Source organism: Pedobacter ginsengisoli, assembly GCF_002736205.1.
Taxonomy (GTDB): Bacteria; Bacteroidota; Bacteroidia; order Sphingobacteriales; family Sphingobacteriaceae; genus Pedobacter; species Pedobacter ginsengisoli_A.
In genome coordinates this window covers 2,647,447-2,666,091 of the sequence record NZ_CP024091.1, presented here as the reverse complement: position 1 = coordinate 2,666,091, position 18,645 = coordinate 2,647,447, and the positions used below count along the sequence as shown (strand labels likewise).

Here is an 18,645-nt window from a genome sequence, read left to right as displayed (position 1 = left end):
TTTTTTTAAATTTTTATCAGAGAAAGCATTTTTCGCTGTTTTAATGGAAAAGTAGTGTGATTTAAGTTTTTTTTAAAGTATTATGGAATATATGTGCCTTTTGCATCTTGTTTAAAACTAATACTTAAAATTATGTTTAACATCTCATCCAATTTACACAAGGCAGAGTGGCTCAACCTTGTATTTAAAAACAGGAACAAAAACTATGGGGCTTATGCATTAAGGTCTCAGTCGTCAGGTACTACTGCCCGCGCGCTATTTATAGCCGCGCCACTCTTTGTTCTGCTTTTTGCGGGTCCAATGATTTATAAACATTTTTATGGTAAAGAGGAGGTGATGGAGCCTGTTAACACAGATGTTGTTATTGATATTAATATGGCTGAACGTGCTATAGAGAAACCGAAACCTCAGGAAAAGTTGGAAATGCCAAAAACAGAACCTGTAAAGGAAAAAATTAAAACTGTTAAGCCAATTTCTAATCCAATTGTTGTGGATAGACCTGTGATAACGGATCCACCAACTTTAGAACAAATAGAGCACGCTGCGGTTGGGGCTGTTACCCAGTCAGGGGTAGAGACATCGCTTGGGTCAGTTCCTACTGAGGGTAATGGTAATGGGACAGCAATAGGTAATGGAGAAGGAAATGGTGTGAAGGAAGATACCGGAATTCATGAATTAGGAGATATACAGGCCTATCCTGAGTTTGAGGGAGGAATGAAAGCCTGGGCCAAATTTATACAAAGAAATTTAAGGTATCCGAATGCAGCTCAGGAGGTGGATGCCCAAGGTAAAGTTTTTATCAGCTTTGTAATAGAGAAAGATGGTTCTGTTTCTAATGTTACAGTTTTGAAAGGTATAGGTTATGGATGTGATGAAGAAGCCGTGAGGGTGATAAGTAAGTCGCCAAAGTGGAAACCAGGCCGACAAAATGACCAAAATGTTAGAGTTAGGTATAATATGCCGCTTTCATTTATGATAAACAGGTAGAATCAAAGAAATTTGGTGCGCTCTCGGTGTAAAGGATAGGGTTGAGGGGGTGTAATTAAGTTTACAGCCCCTTTTTTGATGCTATTTTGCGGTAAAAAACTAAATTGCATGTTCAAAGACCACTTTATGCAAGATTTTAAACCTGTAGAATACTCTCAGACCACACTTACTGAACTTATGATTCCTTCTTATTCTAATTTTGGAGGAAAAATACATGGAGGTATTATTCTAAGCTTAATGGATAAAGTTGCGTATGTATGCGCAGCAAAACATTCTGATGGATACTGTATAACTGCTTCAATTGATGTTGTAGACTTTTTAGCGCCTGTTGAAGTAGGGGAACTGGTTTCTTTAATGGCATCAGTAAATTATGTTGGTAATACCTCTATGATAATAGGAATAAAGGTTGTTTCAGAAAATTTGAAAACTCAAACTATAAAGCATACCAACACCAGTTATTTTACTATGGTAGCCATAGGGGATAATCACAAACCTAAACAGGTGCCGGGATTGATATTAAAAAGTGAAGAAGATGTTAGGCGATTTGCGCAGGGCTTAAATAGAAAAAACCTTAAAACAGAATACAAAAGGAATGAAGCCAGCCTAAAGGAAAATTACAATAATGAGAACTGTTTAGTTACGCTTAAAAATGAAAGATGTAAGGTTGAATTGTTCTAGATTTTATAATACAGATAAAATTATTTAATATTGATTTAATCATCCGGGATTAAAATTCTTAGCCTTAGCATATTGGATACAACAAGGAATATTCCTATTGATTTAACTGCTTTTGAACAATTATTTAGATTACACCACAAGCGTCTTTGTTTGCTTGCATTGAACTTGATTGGAGATAGTGATGTTGCTGAAGATATTGTTCAGAATTTCTTTATTACATTATGGAATAACCGTGAAGTTGTACGATTGAAAACTTCTTTTGATGCTTATGCTTATAAAGCAATAAAATATAGCTGTATTGATTATCTGAGAAGGGAAGCTGTATTGGAAAAAAGAAAGGAATTACTTTCTGTGCAAGTAGAAGATAATGATGAAGAGGATAGTATTGCTGATCGTGTTAAATTGTACGCTCAAATTATTGAAGTAGTTGATAGCTTACCTACTGATCGTAAAAATGTGTTCTTATTACACGCTGTAGATCGATTGAGCTATGCCCAGATTGCTGATAAACTAAATATTTCGATTAATACGGTTAAAACTCAGCTTAGACGTGCATACATGTACCTGCGAGATAAACTTCATTTGTTCTTACTTGTTGCTTTTTTGAGTCTTTTATAGAAAAGATATACTTTTTTGTTTTTTCTGTCACCCTTTTTTGTTTATCGTGCGACATACTATTGAACAAACGATAAAAAGATGTCATCAGAAAATCCAGATTGGGAGAAGCTAATAGAATCTCTCGAATACGAAGAGTCGTTGGGTAAGGTGTTGAGTAAAGAAGAAACGGACCTGTTAAATGAACTTAGGCGAATTAAGGATGATTCTGTTAATGCCTATGTAAACTTAAATAAGTTTAATACAAATAAGAGTTGGGTTGATTTTTTGAGTCGTGTCAATTTTGAAAAATCATCAGAGGAAATACAGAAAGATCAGGCTGTAATAAGAAAAATAGATCGTAGTAACCTGGTAATTAAAATTTCTGCAGCAGCAGTAATTATCTGCGCACTATTGGCAGGTATTTTCTTTTATAATGGAAAGGGAAAAGGTGATCAACCAGCTTTTGTTTCAAAAAATACAAAAGAAATTATAAACCCCGGGGGCAATAAAGCAACACTTACTTTAGGGAATGGTACCAAGATAGATCTTACAGCAGCGGGGGTTGGTCAGGTAGTTAAGATTGGAAACGTGACAGTTGTAAAATCTGAAGACGGGCAGGTTGAGTATAAATCTGCCAGCGCTTTGCCTTCTACAGCTGTTTCTTATAACACAATTACTACACCTCGGGGAGGGCAATATAAAGTGGTGCTGCCTGATGGCAGTGAAGTGGTGCTGAACTCTATGTCGTCACTTAAATTTCCAACTGCATTTTCAATGAATGAGCGTTTAGTGTCACTCACTGGTGAAGGATACTTTGAGGTGAAAAGGAATGAAAAAGCTGCTTTTAAGGTTAATGTGAATGGTAAACAAGTGGTGGAGGTTTTAGGGACTCACTTTAATATTATGGCCTACGATGATGAACCTCTAATAAAAACCACCTTACTTAAAGGTAGAGTGCATATTAGTGTAAATAAATCTGATGCAGGTTTAATTCTTAAACCTGGCCAACAAGCCCTACAATCTACTTCCGGAGAGCTAAATATGAAAGAATTGTCAGATCCTGATCAGATCGTAGCATGGAAAAATGGACTGACCTCATTTAGTAAGTCTGATATTAAAAGTATTATGAGGCAGGTAGCCAGATGGTATGATGTTGAAGTTGAATATAGGCCCGGGATACCCAACCGTTCTTTTTCAGGTGATATTTCCAGAGGTTCAAGTATTTCCAGCCTGCTCAAAATATTGGAACTGAATGATGTTCATTTTGTAGTTGAAGGGAAGAAAATTATTGTTATGCCCTAAATAAATATTGATTAAACTTTAAACTTAACCAGATATATGATGAGATAAACTTACCCAGAACCGGGTTGATCTAAAATAAAAAGCCGGCAGTGCTCGTAACACTACCGACAAATGTTTGGCTCAATCCATTCCGCATAATGCGGTAAAAACCTTTCTACAGTCCTTAATTCAATTAAACCAAACACTCAAAAGTATGAATTTTTATACGCCCAATAGGTATGTCCATAAATATTATGGAAAACTTAGATATGCAATTCTAGTTATGAAGCTTACGGTATTTCTACTAGCCTTTACCTGTTTTCAAGTTTGTGCAACCGGATATGCACAAAGGATTACATTGTCAGAAAAAAATGTATCGGTCGAGACGATCTTGAAGAAAATAAAAAAACAATCGGGCTACCATCTCTGGTACGAAGATAATCTGCTGGATAAAACCAGAAATACAGATATTAATGTAACCAATGTTTCTTTGGAACAGGCGCTTGAGAGCTGCTTAAAAGGATTTCCGCTTACCTATGCTATAGTAGACAAAACTGTAGTTATTAAACGAGATAAATCATGGTATGAGTTATTGACCATTACAGGTAAAGTAACTGATGAGCAAGATCAGCCAATGACTGGTGTAAGTGTAAGACTCAAAGGAAGTGAAATTGGGGCTACTACAGATAATCAAGGGCGTTATTCTTTGGATTTGCCAGATGGAAATGGCGTGCTCTTATTTTCATATGTTGGGTTTAAAACTTATGAGGTTAAGGTGAATAACCAGAGTATTCTGAATTTAAAAATGACACCTGAGGCTCAGGGATTAAATGAGGTTGTAGTTGTAGGGTACGGTACACAGCAAAAAAAGGATATTCTTGGTGCAATATCCACTGTTGGTGCTAAAGATCTGGAAGAAAGGCCTGCAACTAATTTTGGTTATTCAATTGAAGGAAAGGCTGCCGGTGTGCAGGTACTTACACCTTCGGGCAAACCTCAGGCAGGGTTTTCTATAAAAGTAAGAGGTACAACTTCTATTACTGCCGACAGTGAGCCTATGTATGTAGTTGATGGAGTACCTAGTGTTAACACTTATGATATAAACCCGAGCGATATTGAAAGTATATCGATTTTAAAAGATGCTGCGTCGGCAGCAATATACGGTGCTTCAGGAGCGAATGGTGTAGTTTTAATTACTACAAAGAGAGGGAAGAACCAAAAGGCCCAGCTTTCATTTAGTACATATGCTGGTATATCTAACGTGAAAAGCAAAATAGATGTATTAAATAGGGCCGATTATATTGCCTTAATGACAGAAATTGGTCAGGTAGCGGCCTGGGATAATTATAAAGATGATACTGATTGGCATAAAGAGATTTATAGAGAAGCATATGCCCAGAATTATCAGCTTTCGGTAAATGGGGGTAACGATGCTACAACTTACTACATATCGGGGGCCTGGACAAAACAAGATGGTGTAGTTAGAACAAATACAATGAACCGGTTTAATTTTAAGGTTAACCTGGATCAAAAAATAAATGATTTTATTAAAGTTGGTACAAGTGTTTCTTACGCAAGATGGTATGATCGTAATATTGATGACAACCGTGGTTCTGCAAATTCAGGAGTAATTATGAACGTCCTTACTTCATCACCTGTAACGGGCATTTATAATGAAGACGGGACATTTACCGCAAATCCATTAAGACTATCTTTCAATAATCCTGTTGCTTATACCGATGGTTCAACCAACGGATTTAATAACAGTCGCTTTTTTGGTAACCTATATGCAGAGGTGTCAATTTTAAAAGATCTAAAGTTTAAAACTTTATTTGGTTACGATAATTCAAAAGGAAAATACAATTACTTTTTAGATCCTTTTAGAACAGATTGGGGAAGAGTAAATAAAGGCCTGGCTGATTTGAATATGAATGAAAGTGAGTATTGGCTTTCTGAGAATACCTTGAGTTATGCTAAAACTTTTGCTGAAAAGCATGCGGTTGATGCTTTTGTAGGATATACTTCAAGTCGTACAACTTCTGAAATTTCGGAAATTGAAACCAAGGGATTTAGCGGTATAAGTGTACCAACTGTAAATGGAGGTTCTATTGTGAATTTAGCCACAGGCTCAAGAGCTGCACGAACAAATACTTCTATTGTTGGAAGGGTACGTTATGCCTACGACGACAAGTATTTAATATCTAGCAATTTAAGAGCAGATGCGTCTTCTGTTTTTGGACCTGATAAACGATGGGGCTTTTTTCCTTCTTTTTCTGCAGGATGGAGAATATCAAAGGAGAATTTTTTAAAAGATGCTGAATTTATTAATGATTTAAAGATTAGGTATGCCTGGGGTAAAGTTGGTAATGACCATATTGATCCTTATGCGTGGTATGGACTTATAGGAACTGGAAGTAATTATATTTTAGGAGAACAGGTGAATTCAGGTACGGCTCCTACTACTCCTGAAAATAGGAATTTACAATGGGAAAGTACTACTCAGAATAATCTTGGAGTAGATTTGAGTTTGTTTAAAAGCAGGGTTAATTTATCGGTTGATTTATACCGGAAATCTACTGCGGATTTGTTATTTAATAAACCTGTGCCTACTTCAAGTGGCTTTTTAGGAGCATTACAAAATATTGGTAAGCTGGAAAATAAAGGGATAGAGTTTGCTTTGAATACAAAAAACCTAAATGGGGTTGTGAAGTGGGAATCTGATTTTAACATCTCGTTTAACAGAAATAGAATAGGATATATAGGTGATCAGGAGCTTGCAGTAGGGGGGATTCCACAGCGGCAACAAGCTGCAATTATAAAAGAAGGTTTGCCAATTGGTACTTTTTGGGGATATGTTTCGGATGGAGTAGATCCTAAGACAGGTAATATGATTTATGAGGATGTAAATGGCAATGGGTATAATATTGATGAAGATGGTGCGCTTGATGCCGGAGATAGGAAAGTGATAGGGAATGCAAATCCTAATTTTACTTATGGATTTACAAACAGGGTTTCGTATGGCAACTTTAGTTTAGATGTATTTTTACAAGGGGTGCAAGGAAATGATATCTTCAATGCTACGCGAATTGAAACAGAAGGGATGATGGATTATAGAAATCAATCTGTAGCAGTATTAAGAAGATGGACAAAGGAGGGGCAGATTACAGATATTCCCAGGGCAGAATCTGGAAATGTGGTTAATTCAGATATATCCTCCAGATTTATTGAAAATGGCTCTTATTTGAGATTGAAATCATTAACATTAGGCTACAAATTACCACAATCGTTATTAAGCAAGTTTAAGGTAAAGAACGGGTCACTGTATGTAACCGGTGAGAATCTGCTAACCTTTACGAAGTACTCAGGTTATGATCCAGAGGTTAGTGCCTTTGCTGGTACTGGTGGCGAAAGTTCTAACGGTGCACTGGGTATTGACTATGGTACTTACCCCCAGGTTAGGCAGTTTATTTTTGGATTAAGTTTTTCTTTTTAAAATCTACGATCATGAAAACGAAATTATATATCATTATTTGCTTTTTAATGGCCGCTGGCTTCTCTTCGTGTAAAAAATTTTTAACTGAAGAACCTGAGTCTAGTGCAACAACCGGAAATGCATATAAAACTGCTTCGGATATTGAGGCTGCTTTAACGGGTGTTTATAATTCTTTGTACACAGAATATTTTGTATGGGAGTTCTTTCTATTATCGGATGTACGTTCTGATAATGCTTACGCAGGAGGGGATGCTCAAGAAGTATATCAATATGATAACCTGGCTGTATCTCCGCTTAATGTAAGGGTGTTTTATGACTGGCAGCAATTGTATAACGGTATTGCTAAAGCCAACCTGGTGCTAGAGAAAATTGGGGAGGTAAAAGATGTAGCTCTTGATCAAGGTAACAGAAGAGCACAGATTATAGGTGAAGCGAAATTTTTAAGGGCTCTGTTTTATTTTGAATTGGTAAAAAACTTTGGAGATGTGCCATTGGTAATGCAGTTTGGAAAGATTGATCCGGCTGAAGCAAACGTTTCTAAGTCGCCTGCGGCTGAGGTTTATACAACAATTATAACTGATTTAAATGATGCACTGGCCGTGCCGGATAGTTACAGTACTGCATCTTTAAGTAAATCGAGAGTCACCAAAGGTGCAGTTTATGCATTGCTGGCAAAAGTATATGCACAAAAGTCTGATAGGGATTACAATAAGGTGTTAGAAAACATTAAACATGTTGAAGAACTTGGATACAAATTGCATGGTAATTATGATGAACTTTTTGATGGTTCTCATTATGTGAATGACGAGGCTATTCTTGAAATTCAATATAAAGCATCTACGCCTCAGGCAAATTATGGTCCTCAGCTTTTATTGCCTCCATCTATATCTGGTGATGATTGGAGGAAATACTGTACTCCATCTAAAGATTTGATTAAAGCTTTTGATACCGAAGGAGACCAAATTCGGAAAAACTCTACCGTTTTGTTTGAAGATGTAGAATGGTCAGATGAATTCTGGAAACCTTGTGCCAGTGCAGGCTCAGTACCCTTTACTTATAAATGGAGGCACGCTGAAGGTTGGGCCAGTGGTGATTATGTATATATATTAAGGTATGCCGATATTCTTTTGCTTAAAGCAGAAGCATTAAATGCCTTAGGGCGAAGTTCTGAGGCTCTTGCTCCTTTAAACATGGTTAGAGATAGGGTGGATTTGCCTATAATTAAAGCAGGTGATTTTTCTGATGTACAGCTTGCCGACAAGATATTAAATGAAAGAAGGTTGGAGCTTGCGTTTGAAGGGCAGCGCTGGTCTGATCTGATACGAGCTAATAAATTGGAATCTGTAATGGGAGCACTAAAGGAGTATGTGTTAACTTGTGAAGGTGGCAGTAAGCAAATGAATTATAATATGAATTTAGATAAAAGGCTTTTGCCTATTCCTCAGGATGAACTTAACAGGAATACTAAATTAATTCAAAATAAAGGATATTAGCGTTATGGGTTACTGATAGAATACACCGTTAATTTATCTGATTTTAACGGTGTATTTTATTGAAATAGTTGAAAGTCTTTACATTTAAATTTTAGGCTCCCACCCTTTTTCATAGGTACGGCCCCATAATTTCTGAGCATCTTTATCTCCGATAATATGTCCGTTTTTAGGATCAATTTTTAAGTCGCGACCTACTCTCCAGGATATATTGCCTAGCTGCATAGCTAGACAGCTTTTGTAACCTAGTTCAACATCACAGTTCGGACGCCTGTTGTTTCTAATTGCTTCAAGAAAATCTGCCATATGCAAACTATCCATCCCTAAACTTGGGCTTGCAGTGTTTCTTCCCTCTAAAGATTCTCCACCGGTTTTTGGTTTTACATCTTCAATTAACTTCCCTTGAAGATCATATATTTTATAGGCATCATCTCCAGTATCCAAACTTCCTTTTTCACCATAAAAGATAATACCTCTTTCCTGACCTTCAACTTTTCTTCCGTTGCAGCTTCTGTTTTCCCAAAGCAGAGTAATTTTACCGGGATAATCTATTGTTACTACCTGCGTGTCTGGGGTTTCCCAGTCATCATTAAAATGATATCTTCCTCCAGATGAGCTAACGCGTGTTGGGAAGTCTACCCCCAAACCCCAACGGGCTACATCTACCTCGTGCGTCCCGTTATTTAGCGCTTCGCCGGTTCCCCAATTCCAAAACCAGTGCCAATTGTAATGTATAAGACCATCTTTGTAATTAACACGAGGCGCCGGGCCCTGCCATAAATCATAATCCAGCCAATCGGGTACATTGCCTGGTTTTAAAAAAGTTTCTTTTCTTGTGTTTGTGTACCATGTTTTTGCCATGTATACACGTCCAATAATACCTTCATGAAGTAATTGAATTCCTTTTGTAAGCGTAGGAGCAGAACGGCGTTGCGCACCCATTTGTACTATTCTGTTGTATTTTCTGGCCACTGCCACAGCCATTTCGCCTTCTTTTGGATTATGACTTAAGGGTTTCTCTACATACACATGTTTGCCTGCCTGACAAGCCATAATAGTTAATGGGGCATGCCAATGATCTGGGGTAGCTGTATATATGGCATCAACAGATTTGTCTTCCAAAATCCTGCGCAGGTCTTTTTCGGATTTAGGTGCTGTCGTTTGGCCTGCTTTTACAATAGTGTCTATTGCTTTAGGGATTGCTCTTGAATCTACATCACATACGGTAATAACCTGCGCGTTTTTTTGTTTGGCAATTGTGCCTCCCATGCTATTTCCTCGGCTATTAACGCCGATAGTTGCCATGTTTATTCTGTCATTAGCGCCAATGATATTCCGATAGCTTTTTGCACTAAATGCAGAGGCAGTTCCGCCGAATAAGCTGTTTCCAACAGATAAGGCTGCTGTTCCGATACCTATTTTTTTTATGAAATCTCTTCTTGAATTGTTGCTCATAATTTGGTTCTTGGTTGATTCACTGTAGATAAATTTAGCGAAACAATTATGATATCAACAAAGAATGGTTAGCTGGTAAGAAGATAGTATGAAGTTGTTACATATGGAACGCCCTAAAAGCATTAAAGCCAAATCATCATTTCTGATTGATTCGGCTTTAATGCTTAGTAGTTATGTTTTTTTAATTTTATCCTTTGTGGCTTTCCACCCATTTTCTGGCATTTACAAATGCTTCTATCCAGGGGGTTACTTCATCCTTACGGCCTTTAGGATAGTTTGCCCAATGCCATTGGAATAGTGAGCGCTCGATATGGGGCATCATTACCAGGTGGCGACCAGACTCATCGCACATCATTGCGGTGTTGTAATCTGACCCGTTCGGGTTTGCTGGGTAAGTTTCATAAGCATATTTAGCTATAATCTGATACTTATCTTCCGAATACGGTAATTGGAACCTGCCTTCACCATGTGAAACCCAAACGCCTAATGTAGTTCCCGCTAATGTAGAAAGCATAACTGAATTGTTTTGCTGTAAGGTTAATGAGGTGAATATACTTTCGTGTTTACCACTTTCATTATGCAGCATTTTTGGTTTTTCTGCATGATCTTTATTGATTAAGCCAAGCTCAACAAAAAGCTGACAGCCATTACAGATTCCAACAGATAATGTGTCTGGTCTGTTAAAGAAGTTTTCAAGAGCAATTTTTGCTTTTTCGTTGTACATGAAAGCTCCTGCCCATCCTTTGGCTGATCCTAAAACATCTGAATTAGAGAAGCCACCAACAGCACCGATGAATTGTATATCTTCCAGAGTCTCTCTGCCAGCAATTAGATCTGTCATGTGAACATCTTTTACATCAAAACCGGCAAGGTACATAGCGTTAGCAAGCTCACGTTCAGAGTTACTTCCTTTTTCACGGATAACAGCTGCCTTTGGTCTTGGTTTTGAAGCATCAATAACTGGTTTCCTGCCGTCAAACTGAGTAGGGAAGTTGTATTTAAGCACGTGGTTTTTGTAGTTGTCAAAGCGTTCTTTTGCTTTTACCGGTCCACTTTGTTTTTTATCTAAAAGATAAGAAGTTTTGAACCAAACATCACGTAAGTGATCAATGTCAAAAGATAGCTCATCTGAATTGTTTTTTATTTGCAAGCTAGCAGTTGAAGTCACTTTACCAAGTTTATGGTAAGCAACACCATTTGCAGAAAGGGTAGCCTCAACATCTTCAGTTGCCTGGAACACAATACCTATGTTTTCTGCGAAAAGTAATTTGATAATGTCTTGTTCACCTAAAGCAGATAAATCTAAAGACGCGCCAAGATCACGATCGGCAAAGCAAAGCTCTAGTAATGTAGTTATTAAGCCACCACTACCAATATCATGTCCGGCTTGTATTTTATCAACTTTTATTAAGTCCTGAAGTGTATTAAAAGCATTCTTAAGTTGGTCTGCATTTTTAACATCAGGCGTTTCATGGCCAATTCTGTTTATAATTTGAGCAAATGAAGAACCACCAAGTTTATAAGCATCATTAGATAAATTGATGTAGTAAATTGAACCGCCGTCTTTTTGTAAAACAGGTTCAACCACTTTAGTGATATCATTACAATTTCCTGCAGCAGAGATAATCACTGTGCCAGGTGCAATAACCTCATCGCCTTTGTATTTTTGCTTCATCGACAGTGAATCTTTACCTGTAGGAATATTGATTCCTAAACTGATTGCAAAATCAGAACAAGCTTTTACAGCTTCGTATAATCTAGCATCTTCACCTTCGTTTTTACAAGCCCACATCCAGTTCGCTGACAGCGAAACGCTTTTAAGCCCATCTTTTAATGGTGCCCATACAATATTAGAAAGAGATTCGGCAATTGCAATACGACTTCCGGCTGCAGGGTCAATTAATGCAGATAGCGGAGCATGACCCACTGAGGTTGCAATACCTTCTTTTCCCTGGAAATCTAACGCCATAACACCACAATTGTTTAGTGGTAATTGCAGCGGACCTGCACATTGTTGTTTGGCAACACGGCCACCTACACAACGGTCAACCTTGTTTGTTAGCCAATCTTTAGATGCAACTGCTTCAAGTTGTAAAACCTGTTCCAGATAGATATTTAGTTGGGTCTTATCGTAAGTAACTGGCTCATATTTTCTATCAATGGTTTTGTCCTCCATTACCATCTTTGGCGAACTGCCAAACATGTCTTTCAATTCAAGATCCATTGGCTTAGCACCAGTTGTTGCTGATTCAAAGGTAAAGCGATGATCACCTGTAACTGTACCTACAGTATACATTGGAGAACGTTCGCGATCAGCAATTTTTTGCAATGTTTCTATATCTTTTTGGCCGATTACAAGACCCATACGTTCCTGGGATTCGTTGCCGATAATTTCTTTAGATGAAAGGGTTGGATCTCCCACAGGTAATTTATCAAGGTCTATTTTTCCGCCAGTTTCTTCTACTAGTTCAGAAAGACAGTTTAAGTGACCACCAGCACCATGATCATGAATAGATACAATGCTGTTATGATTGCTCTCTACCATACCACGAACAGCATTTGCTGCTCTTTTCTGCATTTCAGGATTGGATCTTTGAATGGCATTTAGTTCGATTCCACTACCCAGGGCACCAGTATCTGCAGATGATACTGCAGCACCACCCATACCAATTCTATAGTTCTCTCCTCCAAGAACTACAATTTTATCACCAGTTGTAGGTGTATGTTTTTTGGCCTGGCTGGCTTTACCATAACCAACACCACCGGCAAGCATAATTACTTTATCGAAACCTAGCTTACGTCCCTCTTCCTCATGTTCGAAGGTAAGTACAGATCCGGTGATTAGGGGCTGACCGAACTTATTTCCAAAATCAGTAGCTCCATTAGAAGCTTTGATCAGAATATCCATTGGAGTTTGGTATAACCATTTTCTTTCTTCAACCGCTTTTTCCCATGGGCGATTTTCCTCTAATCTTGATAAGGCAGTCATGTAAACTGCAGTACCAGCCAATGGTAACGAACCTTGGCCACCTGCAAGTCTGTCTCTAATTTCACCGCCTGAACCTGTAGCTGCGCCATTAAATGGCTCAACAGTAGTAGGGAAGTTATGTGTTTCTGCTTTTACAGAAATTACTGATTCAAAATCGCTGATCGCATAGTAATCAGGTTCATCTGCACGTTTTGGTGCAAATTGCTGAACTACCGGGCCTTTTATAAAAGCAACATTATCTTTATAAGCTGAAACAATATCATTAGGGTTTTCTTCTGATGTTTTACGGATCAGTTTGAAAAGAGAAGTTGGTTGCTCAACGCCATCGATAACAAATTTACCATTAAAGATTTTGTGACGGCAGTGTTCTGAATTTACCTGAGAAAATCCAAATACTTCCGAGTCGGTAAGCGCTCTTCCAAGTCTTTGAGAAAGATTGTTAAGGTACTCTACTTCATCGTCACTTAATGACAAACCTTCCTGTTTGTTGTAAGCAGCAATGTCGGTAACCTCTATAATAGGTTCTGGTTTTATATTAATTGTATAAATTTCCTGATTAAGTTCCTTGTATTTTTGAGATAACATTGGATCGAAGTCAGAAAAATCTTCTTCAACTTTATGAAATTCTTCAATCCTGATGATGCCCTCGATGGCCATATTCTGTGTAATCTCTACAGCGTTTGTACTCCATGGAGTTACCATTGCAGCGCGAGGTCCAACAAAAAAATCTGTTAATACGGTTTCCTGGTTTAATTTTGCACCGCCAAACAGCCATTCTAGTTTTGTAATATCAGTATCGGATAAGTTTTGCGCGGTTTGTAAAGCGAAAACTGTATTGGATTGATTGGAGAAGAAATAAATCATTATAGTGTTTTGAGCCGCAAATTTAAGGTTAAAATTTTAAAACCACGAGGTTAGAATGTAATATATTCGCAGAAGCGTATGGGAAGTATTTTTAAATTTAAGCAGTTTGAGGTAAATCAGGCAGGTTGTGCTATGAAAATTAATACCGATGGGGTATTATTGGGGGCAATTGTTAAAAAAAATGACGCTAAACAAATACTTGATATTGGAACCGGAACAGGTGTTATTGCATTAATGCTGGCACAGCGGTTTCCGAATTCACTCGTTGATGCGGTAGAAATAGATGAATCTGCAGCGTTAACTGCTGCTGCTAATTTTAGTAATTCTGGTTTTTCTGCCAGGGTTAAGGCTCATCATTGCGCCATAGTATCGTATCATACTGATGTTAAGTATGATTTGATTGTTTCAAATCCTCCTTATTTTGTTAATGATCTTAAGAATCCGGAGCAGAGAAAGGGGATTGCAAGGCATGCTGACCAGGATTTTTTTGAGTTATTGTTATCGAAAACTTCGGCACTGTTAACTGATGATGGATGTATTTGGTTAATACTGCCGGTTAAGCAGGCAGAGTTTGTAGTGGCGCGGGCGGGGGCATTTAATCTATCGCTAGGTGAAAGAATAAATGTTTGCTCTGATGAAAGTAAGCCGGTTTTTCGCCATATCATCTGCCTTCAGCGCAAAGTAGATGAACCTAAAAACAGTAATTTCTTTATTTACAAGGCCGAAAAAGTATATACTGAAGATTATAGGCGATTGCTTAAAGATTTTCTTCTGGCCTTTTAACGGTATAAATCATTATCCATAGCTTTGTTTGGTAGATTATAAAGAACATATATTTTGACTAAAATAGGCCTAATTTCTGATACGCATGGATTTTTGGATCCAGCGGTTTTTAAACACTTTGCGGATTGCGATGAAATATGGCATGCAGGAGATTTTGGACCTAATGTTGCTGAAGAACTTGCAGCCTTTAAACCACTAAAGGGTGTTTATGGAAATATTGATGGCAAAGAGATTAGAAGTCATTACCCTGAACACTTGCGTTTTAACTGCGAAAGCCTTGATGTATGGATGACGCATATTGGTGGCTATCCAGGAAAATATGCTCCACAGGTAAAGAGTGAAATATACACTAAGCCCCCAAAATTATTTATCACCGGACATTCTCATATTTTAAAGGTAATGTTTGATAAGAAAATCGATTGTTTGCATATAAATCCAGGTGCGGCAGGAAATTCGGGCTGGCATAAAGTTAAAACATTAATTAGATTTTCTGTTTCGGATGAAAAAATCCATAACTTAGAGGTTATAGAAATAGGCGTTAGATAACGTATTAAATACACTAAGTATATGTCAGGTATTAAAACTTTAGGCCAATTCATAATAGAAAAACAGGCCGACTTTCCCTACGCAAAAGGAGAACTTTCCCGATTGCTTCGAGATATTGGCATAGCATCAAAAATAGTTAACCGGGAGGTTAATAAAGCAGGCCTGGTAGACATATTAGGGGCCGCCGGAACCATGAATATTCAGGGCGAAGGGCAGCAAAAGCTGGATGTGTTTGCTAATACCCAATTTATAAGCGCATTAACCAGTGGCGGTGAATGCTGTATTGTTGCCACTGAGGAAGAGGATGACTTTGTGAAAATTGATTCGCCAGTTTCTAAAAACGCCAAATATATAGTATGTATTGATCCCTTAGATGGTTCTTCTAATATAGATTGTAATGTCGCAGTAGGAACTATTTTTTCGATATACAGAAGAAAATCGACAAATGGGAAGGCTACTTTGCAAGATGTATTACAAAAGGGAACTGAGCAGGTAGCTGCAGGTTATGTAATTTATGGATCATCAACCATGTTGGTATACACTACAGGTAAAGGTGTAAACGGATTTACTTTAGACCCTTCTATTGGTGAGTTTTGCCTGTCTCATCCAAATATGAAGATACCGCCAAATGGAAACATTTATTCCTTAAATGAAGGTAACTACGTGCATTTTCCTGAAGGAGTAAAGAAATATTTAAAGTATGTTCAGGTTGAAGATAAAGCTACTAACAGGCCGTATACATCGAGATATATTGGATCGATGGTAGCAGATATCCATAGAAACTTAATTAAGGGAGGAATATACATATATCCAACCACTGCCAGATCTCCAAAGGGAAAGCTAAGGTTGTTGTATGAATGCAATCCAATGGCTTTTATAGTTGAACAAGCAGGAGGGATCGCTTCAGATGGATTTAACAGGATATTAGAGATAGAGCCCACTGAACTCCATCAGCGTACAGCTATATTTATCGGATCGGAGCATATGGTACATGTTGCTGAGTCATTAATGCTAGAATTCTCTTCTGAAAGAAAATCAGAATCTCGCTATATTTCTGGTACTGAGGCTAAACTAGAGCAAATGGGAATAGTAGGTGGTATAGATTAATTGAGGCATTTGTTTAATGGAAATATATTAATATTTAATATGTTTGTGTATAACGGTGCCTGATTCTAATTGTTTATTAATGATCTGGTACTGCTGTGTAACCAAATTAAACAATGAACATCTTGAAACCTAAATCCGTTAAATTCATTAAAGGCAGTTTTATACTTGCCTCCATATTTTTAAGTTCTTTAGTACAGGCTAAAGTAACATTGCCTTCTGTATTTAGTGATAACATGGTTTTTCAACAGAAAACCAATGTTGCAATTTGGGGTAATACCGATGCTGGAAAGATAGTAAAGGTTAATGCTACCTGGAATAATAAAACCTATACCGCCAAAGCCGATAGTGATGGAAAGTTTAAGGTTTTGCTACCTACACCTTCCTATGGAGGGCCATATAATGTCAGCATCTCTGATGGAGATGTTACTAAGTTAAGCAATGTGTTAATTGGCGACGTATGGGTGTGCTCTGGACAATCTAACATGGAGATGCCATTAGCAGGATGGGGTAAAATTAATAATTACGAACAAGAAATAAAAGAAGCAAATTATCCGAAAATCAGACTGTTACAAGCGGTTCATGTAACAAGTAATTCTTTGCTGGATGATGCTAAAGTTGATAATGGTGGTTGGCAGGAATGTTCTCCACAATATGTTGCAGGTTTTTCATCGGTGGCTTACTTTTTTGCACGTGAGATCAATAAAAAAACAGGCATTCCTATTGGTTTAATTCATACTTCCTGGGGTGGTACCATTGCTGAAGCCTGGACTAGCGCAACTACACTTAAAACTATCCCTGATTTTGTGGAGGCAGTAAATGTAATTGAAAATGCGAAAACTGACGGCTCTGGTTTTAAAAAGAAATTAAGCGCCTGGAATGAATTAGTAATAGCAAAGGATGCCGGAGTACAGGGAACGCCGCCATGGATTGCCAGTAATCTTGACCTTTCATCATGGAAAAGCATGGCTTTGCCTTCGTTATGGGAGCAGGCTGGGATGCCTGGCTTTGATGGGGTAGTTTGGTTCAGAAAAAATATAACTATTCCACAATCGTGGGCAGGCAAAGACATAAAACTTAATTTAGGTACTATAGACGATAATGACGTTACTTATTTTGATGGCGAAAAAATAGGACAAACAGAAGGATTTAATGTGCCACGTTCTTATACTATCCCCGCAAATAAAGTAAAAGCCGGTACATTTACTCTGGTAGTAAGAGTGTTTGATGGTGCTGGCGAAGGGGGTATTTATGGTAATAAAAATGTGCTGTCATTGGTGTCTGCAGGTGGGGAACATTTGTCGCTTGATGGTGAATGGCAGTATAAGGTTGGATTGAATTTGAAGGATGTACCTCCAATGCCGGTTCCAAATGATGGCCCTAATAGAACTACTGTGTTGTACAATGCAATGATTAACCCCTATTTACAATTTCCAATTAAAGGGGCCATTTGGTATCAGGGAGAAAGTAATGCAGGTCGTGCACATCAGTATCGTAAACTTTTCCCGGCTATGATTAATGATTGGAGAAAGAGCTGGAAACAACCTGATTTTCCATTCTATTTTGTTCAGTTAGCTAATTTTATGAAAGTTGATAATGATCCTGTATCTTCTGAGTGGGCTGAACTAAGAGATGCTCAGCGCGAAACCCTTTCACTTCCAAATACTGGCATGGCGGTTTCAATTGACATAGGTGATGCATTGGATATTCATCCAAAAAATAAACAGGATGTGGGAAAGAGGCTGGCTTTTATTGCGCTAGCTAAAAATTATGGTATTAAAATTCCTTATACAGGTCCGATATATCAATCGCAAAAAATTGCTGGAAATGCCATTGAATTAACTTTTAAAGCTACTGAAGGCGGTTTGAAAGCTAGCGATGGAGGAGAGTTAAAGGGCTTTGCTATTGCAGGTTCTGATCAAAAATTTCATTGGGCTAAAGCTGTGGTAAAAGGGAATCAGATTACTGTTAGCAGCTCAGAAGTAGCAAACCCCGTTTCTGTAAGATATGCATGGGCGAATAACCCGATCTGTAATTTTGTTAATGGGGCAGGTCTCCCGGCATCGCCTTTTAAAACTGATAACTGGCCTGATATTACATTAGGTAGAAAATAATTTAAGCAAATCCAAGAAAAGCGTCCCTGGGTTCTGAAATTATTTCAGAACCCAGGGACGCTTTTTTATTATAATAAAAAATAGGTTTTTTGCGTGAACTATGTATTTACATTCTTAGAGGTTTTTAAGCCTTTGTAATCTGTATGTAGTGATTTTTATAGCTTTCAGGCACCAGTTTCCCTAGTTTTTAGATTTTTTTTAAAATAATTTGATTATTTCAAATTAATATGTAACTATGTATGTACAAATGTTATTAGGCTATTG

The 18,645-nt window shown here is 37.7% G+C and carries 12 protein-coding genes; 10 read left to right on the top strand and 2 right to left on the bottom strand.

Annotated features, from left to right (window positions below; genetic code table 11):
- Window positions 1–132: 132 nt before the first annotated feature.
- The 6 genes from CPT03_RS10935 to CPT03_RS10910 all read left to right on the top strand — a co-directional run bounded on the left by CPT03_RS10935 (window position 133) and on the right by CPT03_RS10910 (window position 8,529).
- Window positions 133–987 carry an energy transducer TonB gene (locus CPT03_RS10935; protein WP_099438893.1) on the top strand — a complete coding sequence of 285 codons (855 nt, stop codon included), beginning with the start codon at window positions 133–135 and terminating at the stop codon, window positions 985–987.
- A gap of 108 nt (window positions 988–1,095) precedes the next feature.
- Entirely contained in the window at window positions 1,096–1,665 is a 570-nt protein-coding gene (locus CPT03_RS10930; protein WP_245870026.1) for an acyl-CoA thioesterase, read from the top strand.
- A gap of 72 nt (window positions 1,666–1,737) precedes the next feature.
- Entirely contained in the window at window positions 1,738–2,283 is a 546-nt protein-coding gene (locus CPT03_RS10925; protein WP_157766412.1) for an RNA polymerase sigma-70 factor, read from the top strand.
- Window positions 2,284–2,361: 78 nt separating this feature from the next.
- Window positions 2,362–3,564, top strand: a complete 1,203-nt coding sequence (locus CPT03_RS10920) for a FecR family protein (protein ID WP_099438891.1) — start codon at window positions 2,362–2,364, stop codon at window positions 3,562–3,564.
- Between the two features lie 193 nt (window positions 3,565–3,757).
- Window positions 3,758–7,036, top strand: coding sequence for a TonB-dependent receptor (locus tag CPT03_RS10915; RefSeq protein ID WP_245870025.1), 3,279 nt, complete (start codon window positions 3,758–3,760; stop codon window positions 7,034–7,036).
- 11 nt (window positions 7,037–7,047) lie between these two features.
- On the top strand, window positions 7,048–8,529 hold the full coding sequence (locus CPT03_RS10910) for a RagB/SusD family nutrient uptake outer membrane protein (protein WP_099438889.1): 1,482 nt from the start codon (window positions 7,048–7,050) through the stop codon (window positions 8,527–8,529).
- 84 nt (window positions 8,530–8,613) lie between these two features.
- Here CPT03_RS10910 and CPT03_RS10905 read toward each other — a convergent pair whose 3' ends face one another.
- Window positions 8,614–9,981, bottom strand: a complete 1,368-nt coding sequence (locus CPT03_RS10905) for a Gfo/Idh/MocA family oxidoreductase (protein ID WP_099438888.1) — start codon at window positions 9,979–9,981, stop codon at window positions 8,614–8,616.
- 187 nt (window positions 9,982–10,168) lie between these two features.
- Complete coding sequence (purL, locus tag CPT03_RS10900; RefSeq protein ID WP_099438887.1) at window positions 10,169–13,834, bottom strand: phosphoribosylformylglycinamidine synthase; 3,666 nt, start codon at window positions 13,832–13,834, stop codon at window positions 10,169–10,171.
- A 78-nt stretch (window positions 13,835–13,912) separates the two neighbouring features.
- On the opposite strand from purL, the gene CPT03_RS10895 reads away from it, so the two are divergent.
- From CPT03_RS10895 to CPT03_RS10880, 4 genes are all read left to right on the top strand, one after another.
- On the top strand, window positions 13,913–14,617 hold the full coding sequence (locus CPT03_RS10895; RefSeq protein ID WP_099438886.1) for a tRNA1(Val) (adenine(37)-N6)-methyltransferase: 705 nt from the start codon (window positions 13,913–13,915) through the stop codon (window positions 14,615–14,617).
- Window positions 14,618–14,671: 54 nt separating this feature from the next.
- Window positions 14,672–15,163 carry a metallophosphoesterase family protein gene (locus CPT03_RS10890; RefSeq protein ID WP_099438885.1) on the top strand — a complete coding sequence of 164 codons (492 nt, stop codon included), beginning with the start codon at window positions 14,672–14,674 and terminating at the stop codon, window positions 15,161–15,163.
- Between the two features lie 21 nt (window positions 15,164–15,184).
- Window positions 15,185–16,270: a class 1 fructose-bisphosphatase gene (fbp, locus tag CPT03_RS10885; RefSeq protein WP_099438884.1), complete on the top strand. Its 1,086-nt coding sequence runs from the start codon at window positions 15,185–15,187 to the stop codon at window positions 16,268–16,270.
- A 113-nt stretch (window positions 16,271–16,383) separates the two neighbouring features.
- Window positions 16,384–18,381, top strand: a complete 1,998-nt coding sequence (locus CPT03_RS10880; protein ID WP_099438883.1) for a sialate O-acetylesterase — start codon at window positions 16,384–16,386, stop codon at window positions 18,379–18,381.
- Window positions 18,382–18,645: the final 264 nt, after the last annotated feature.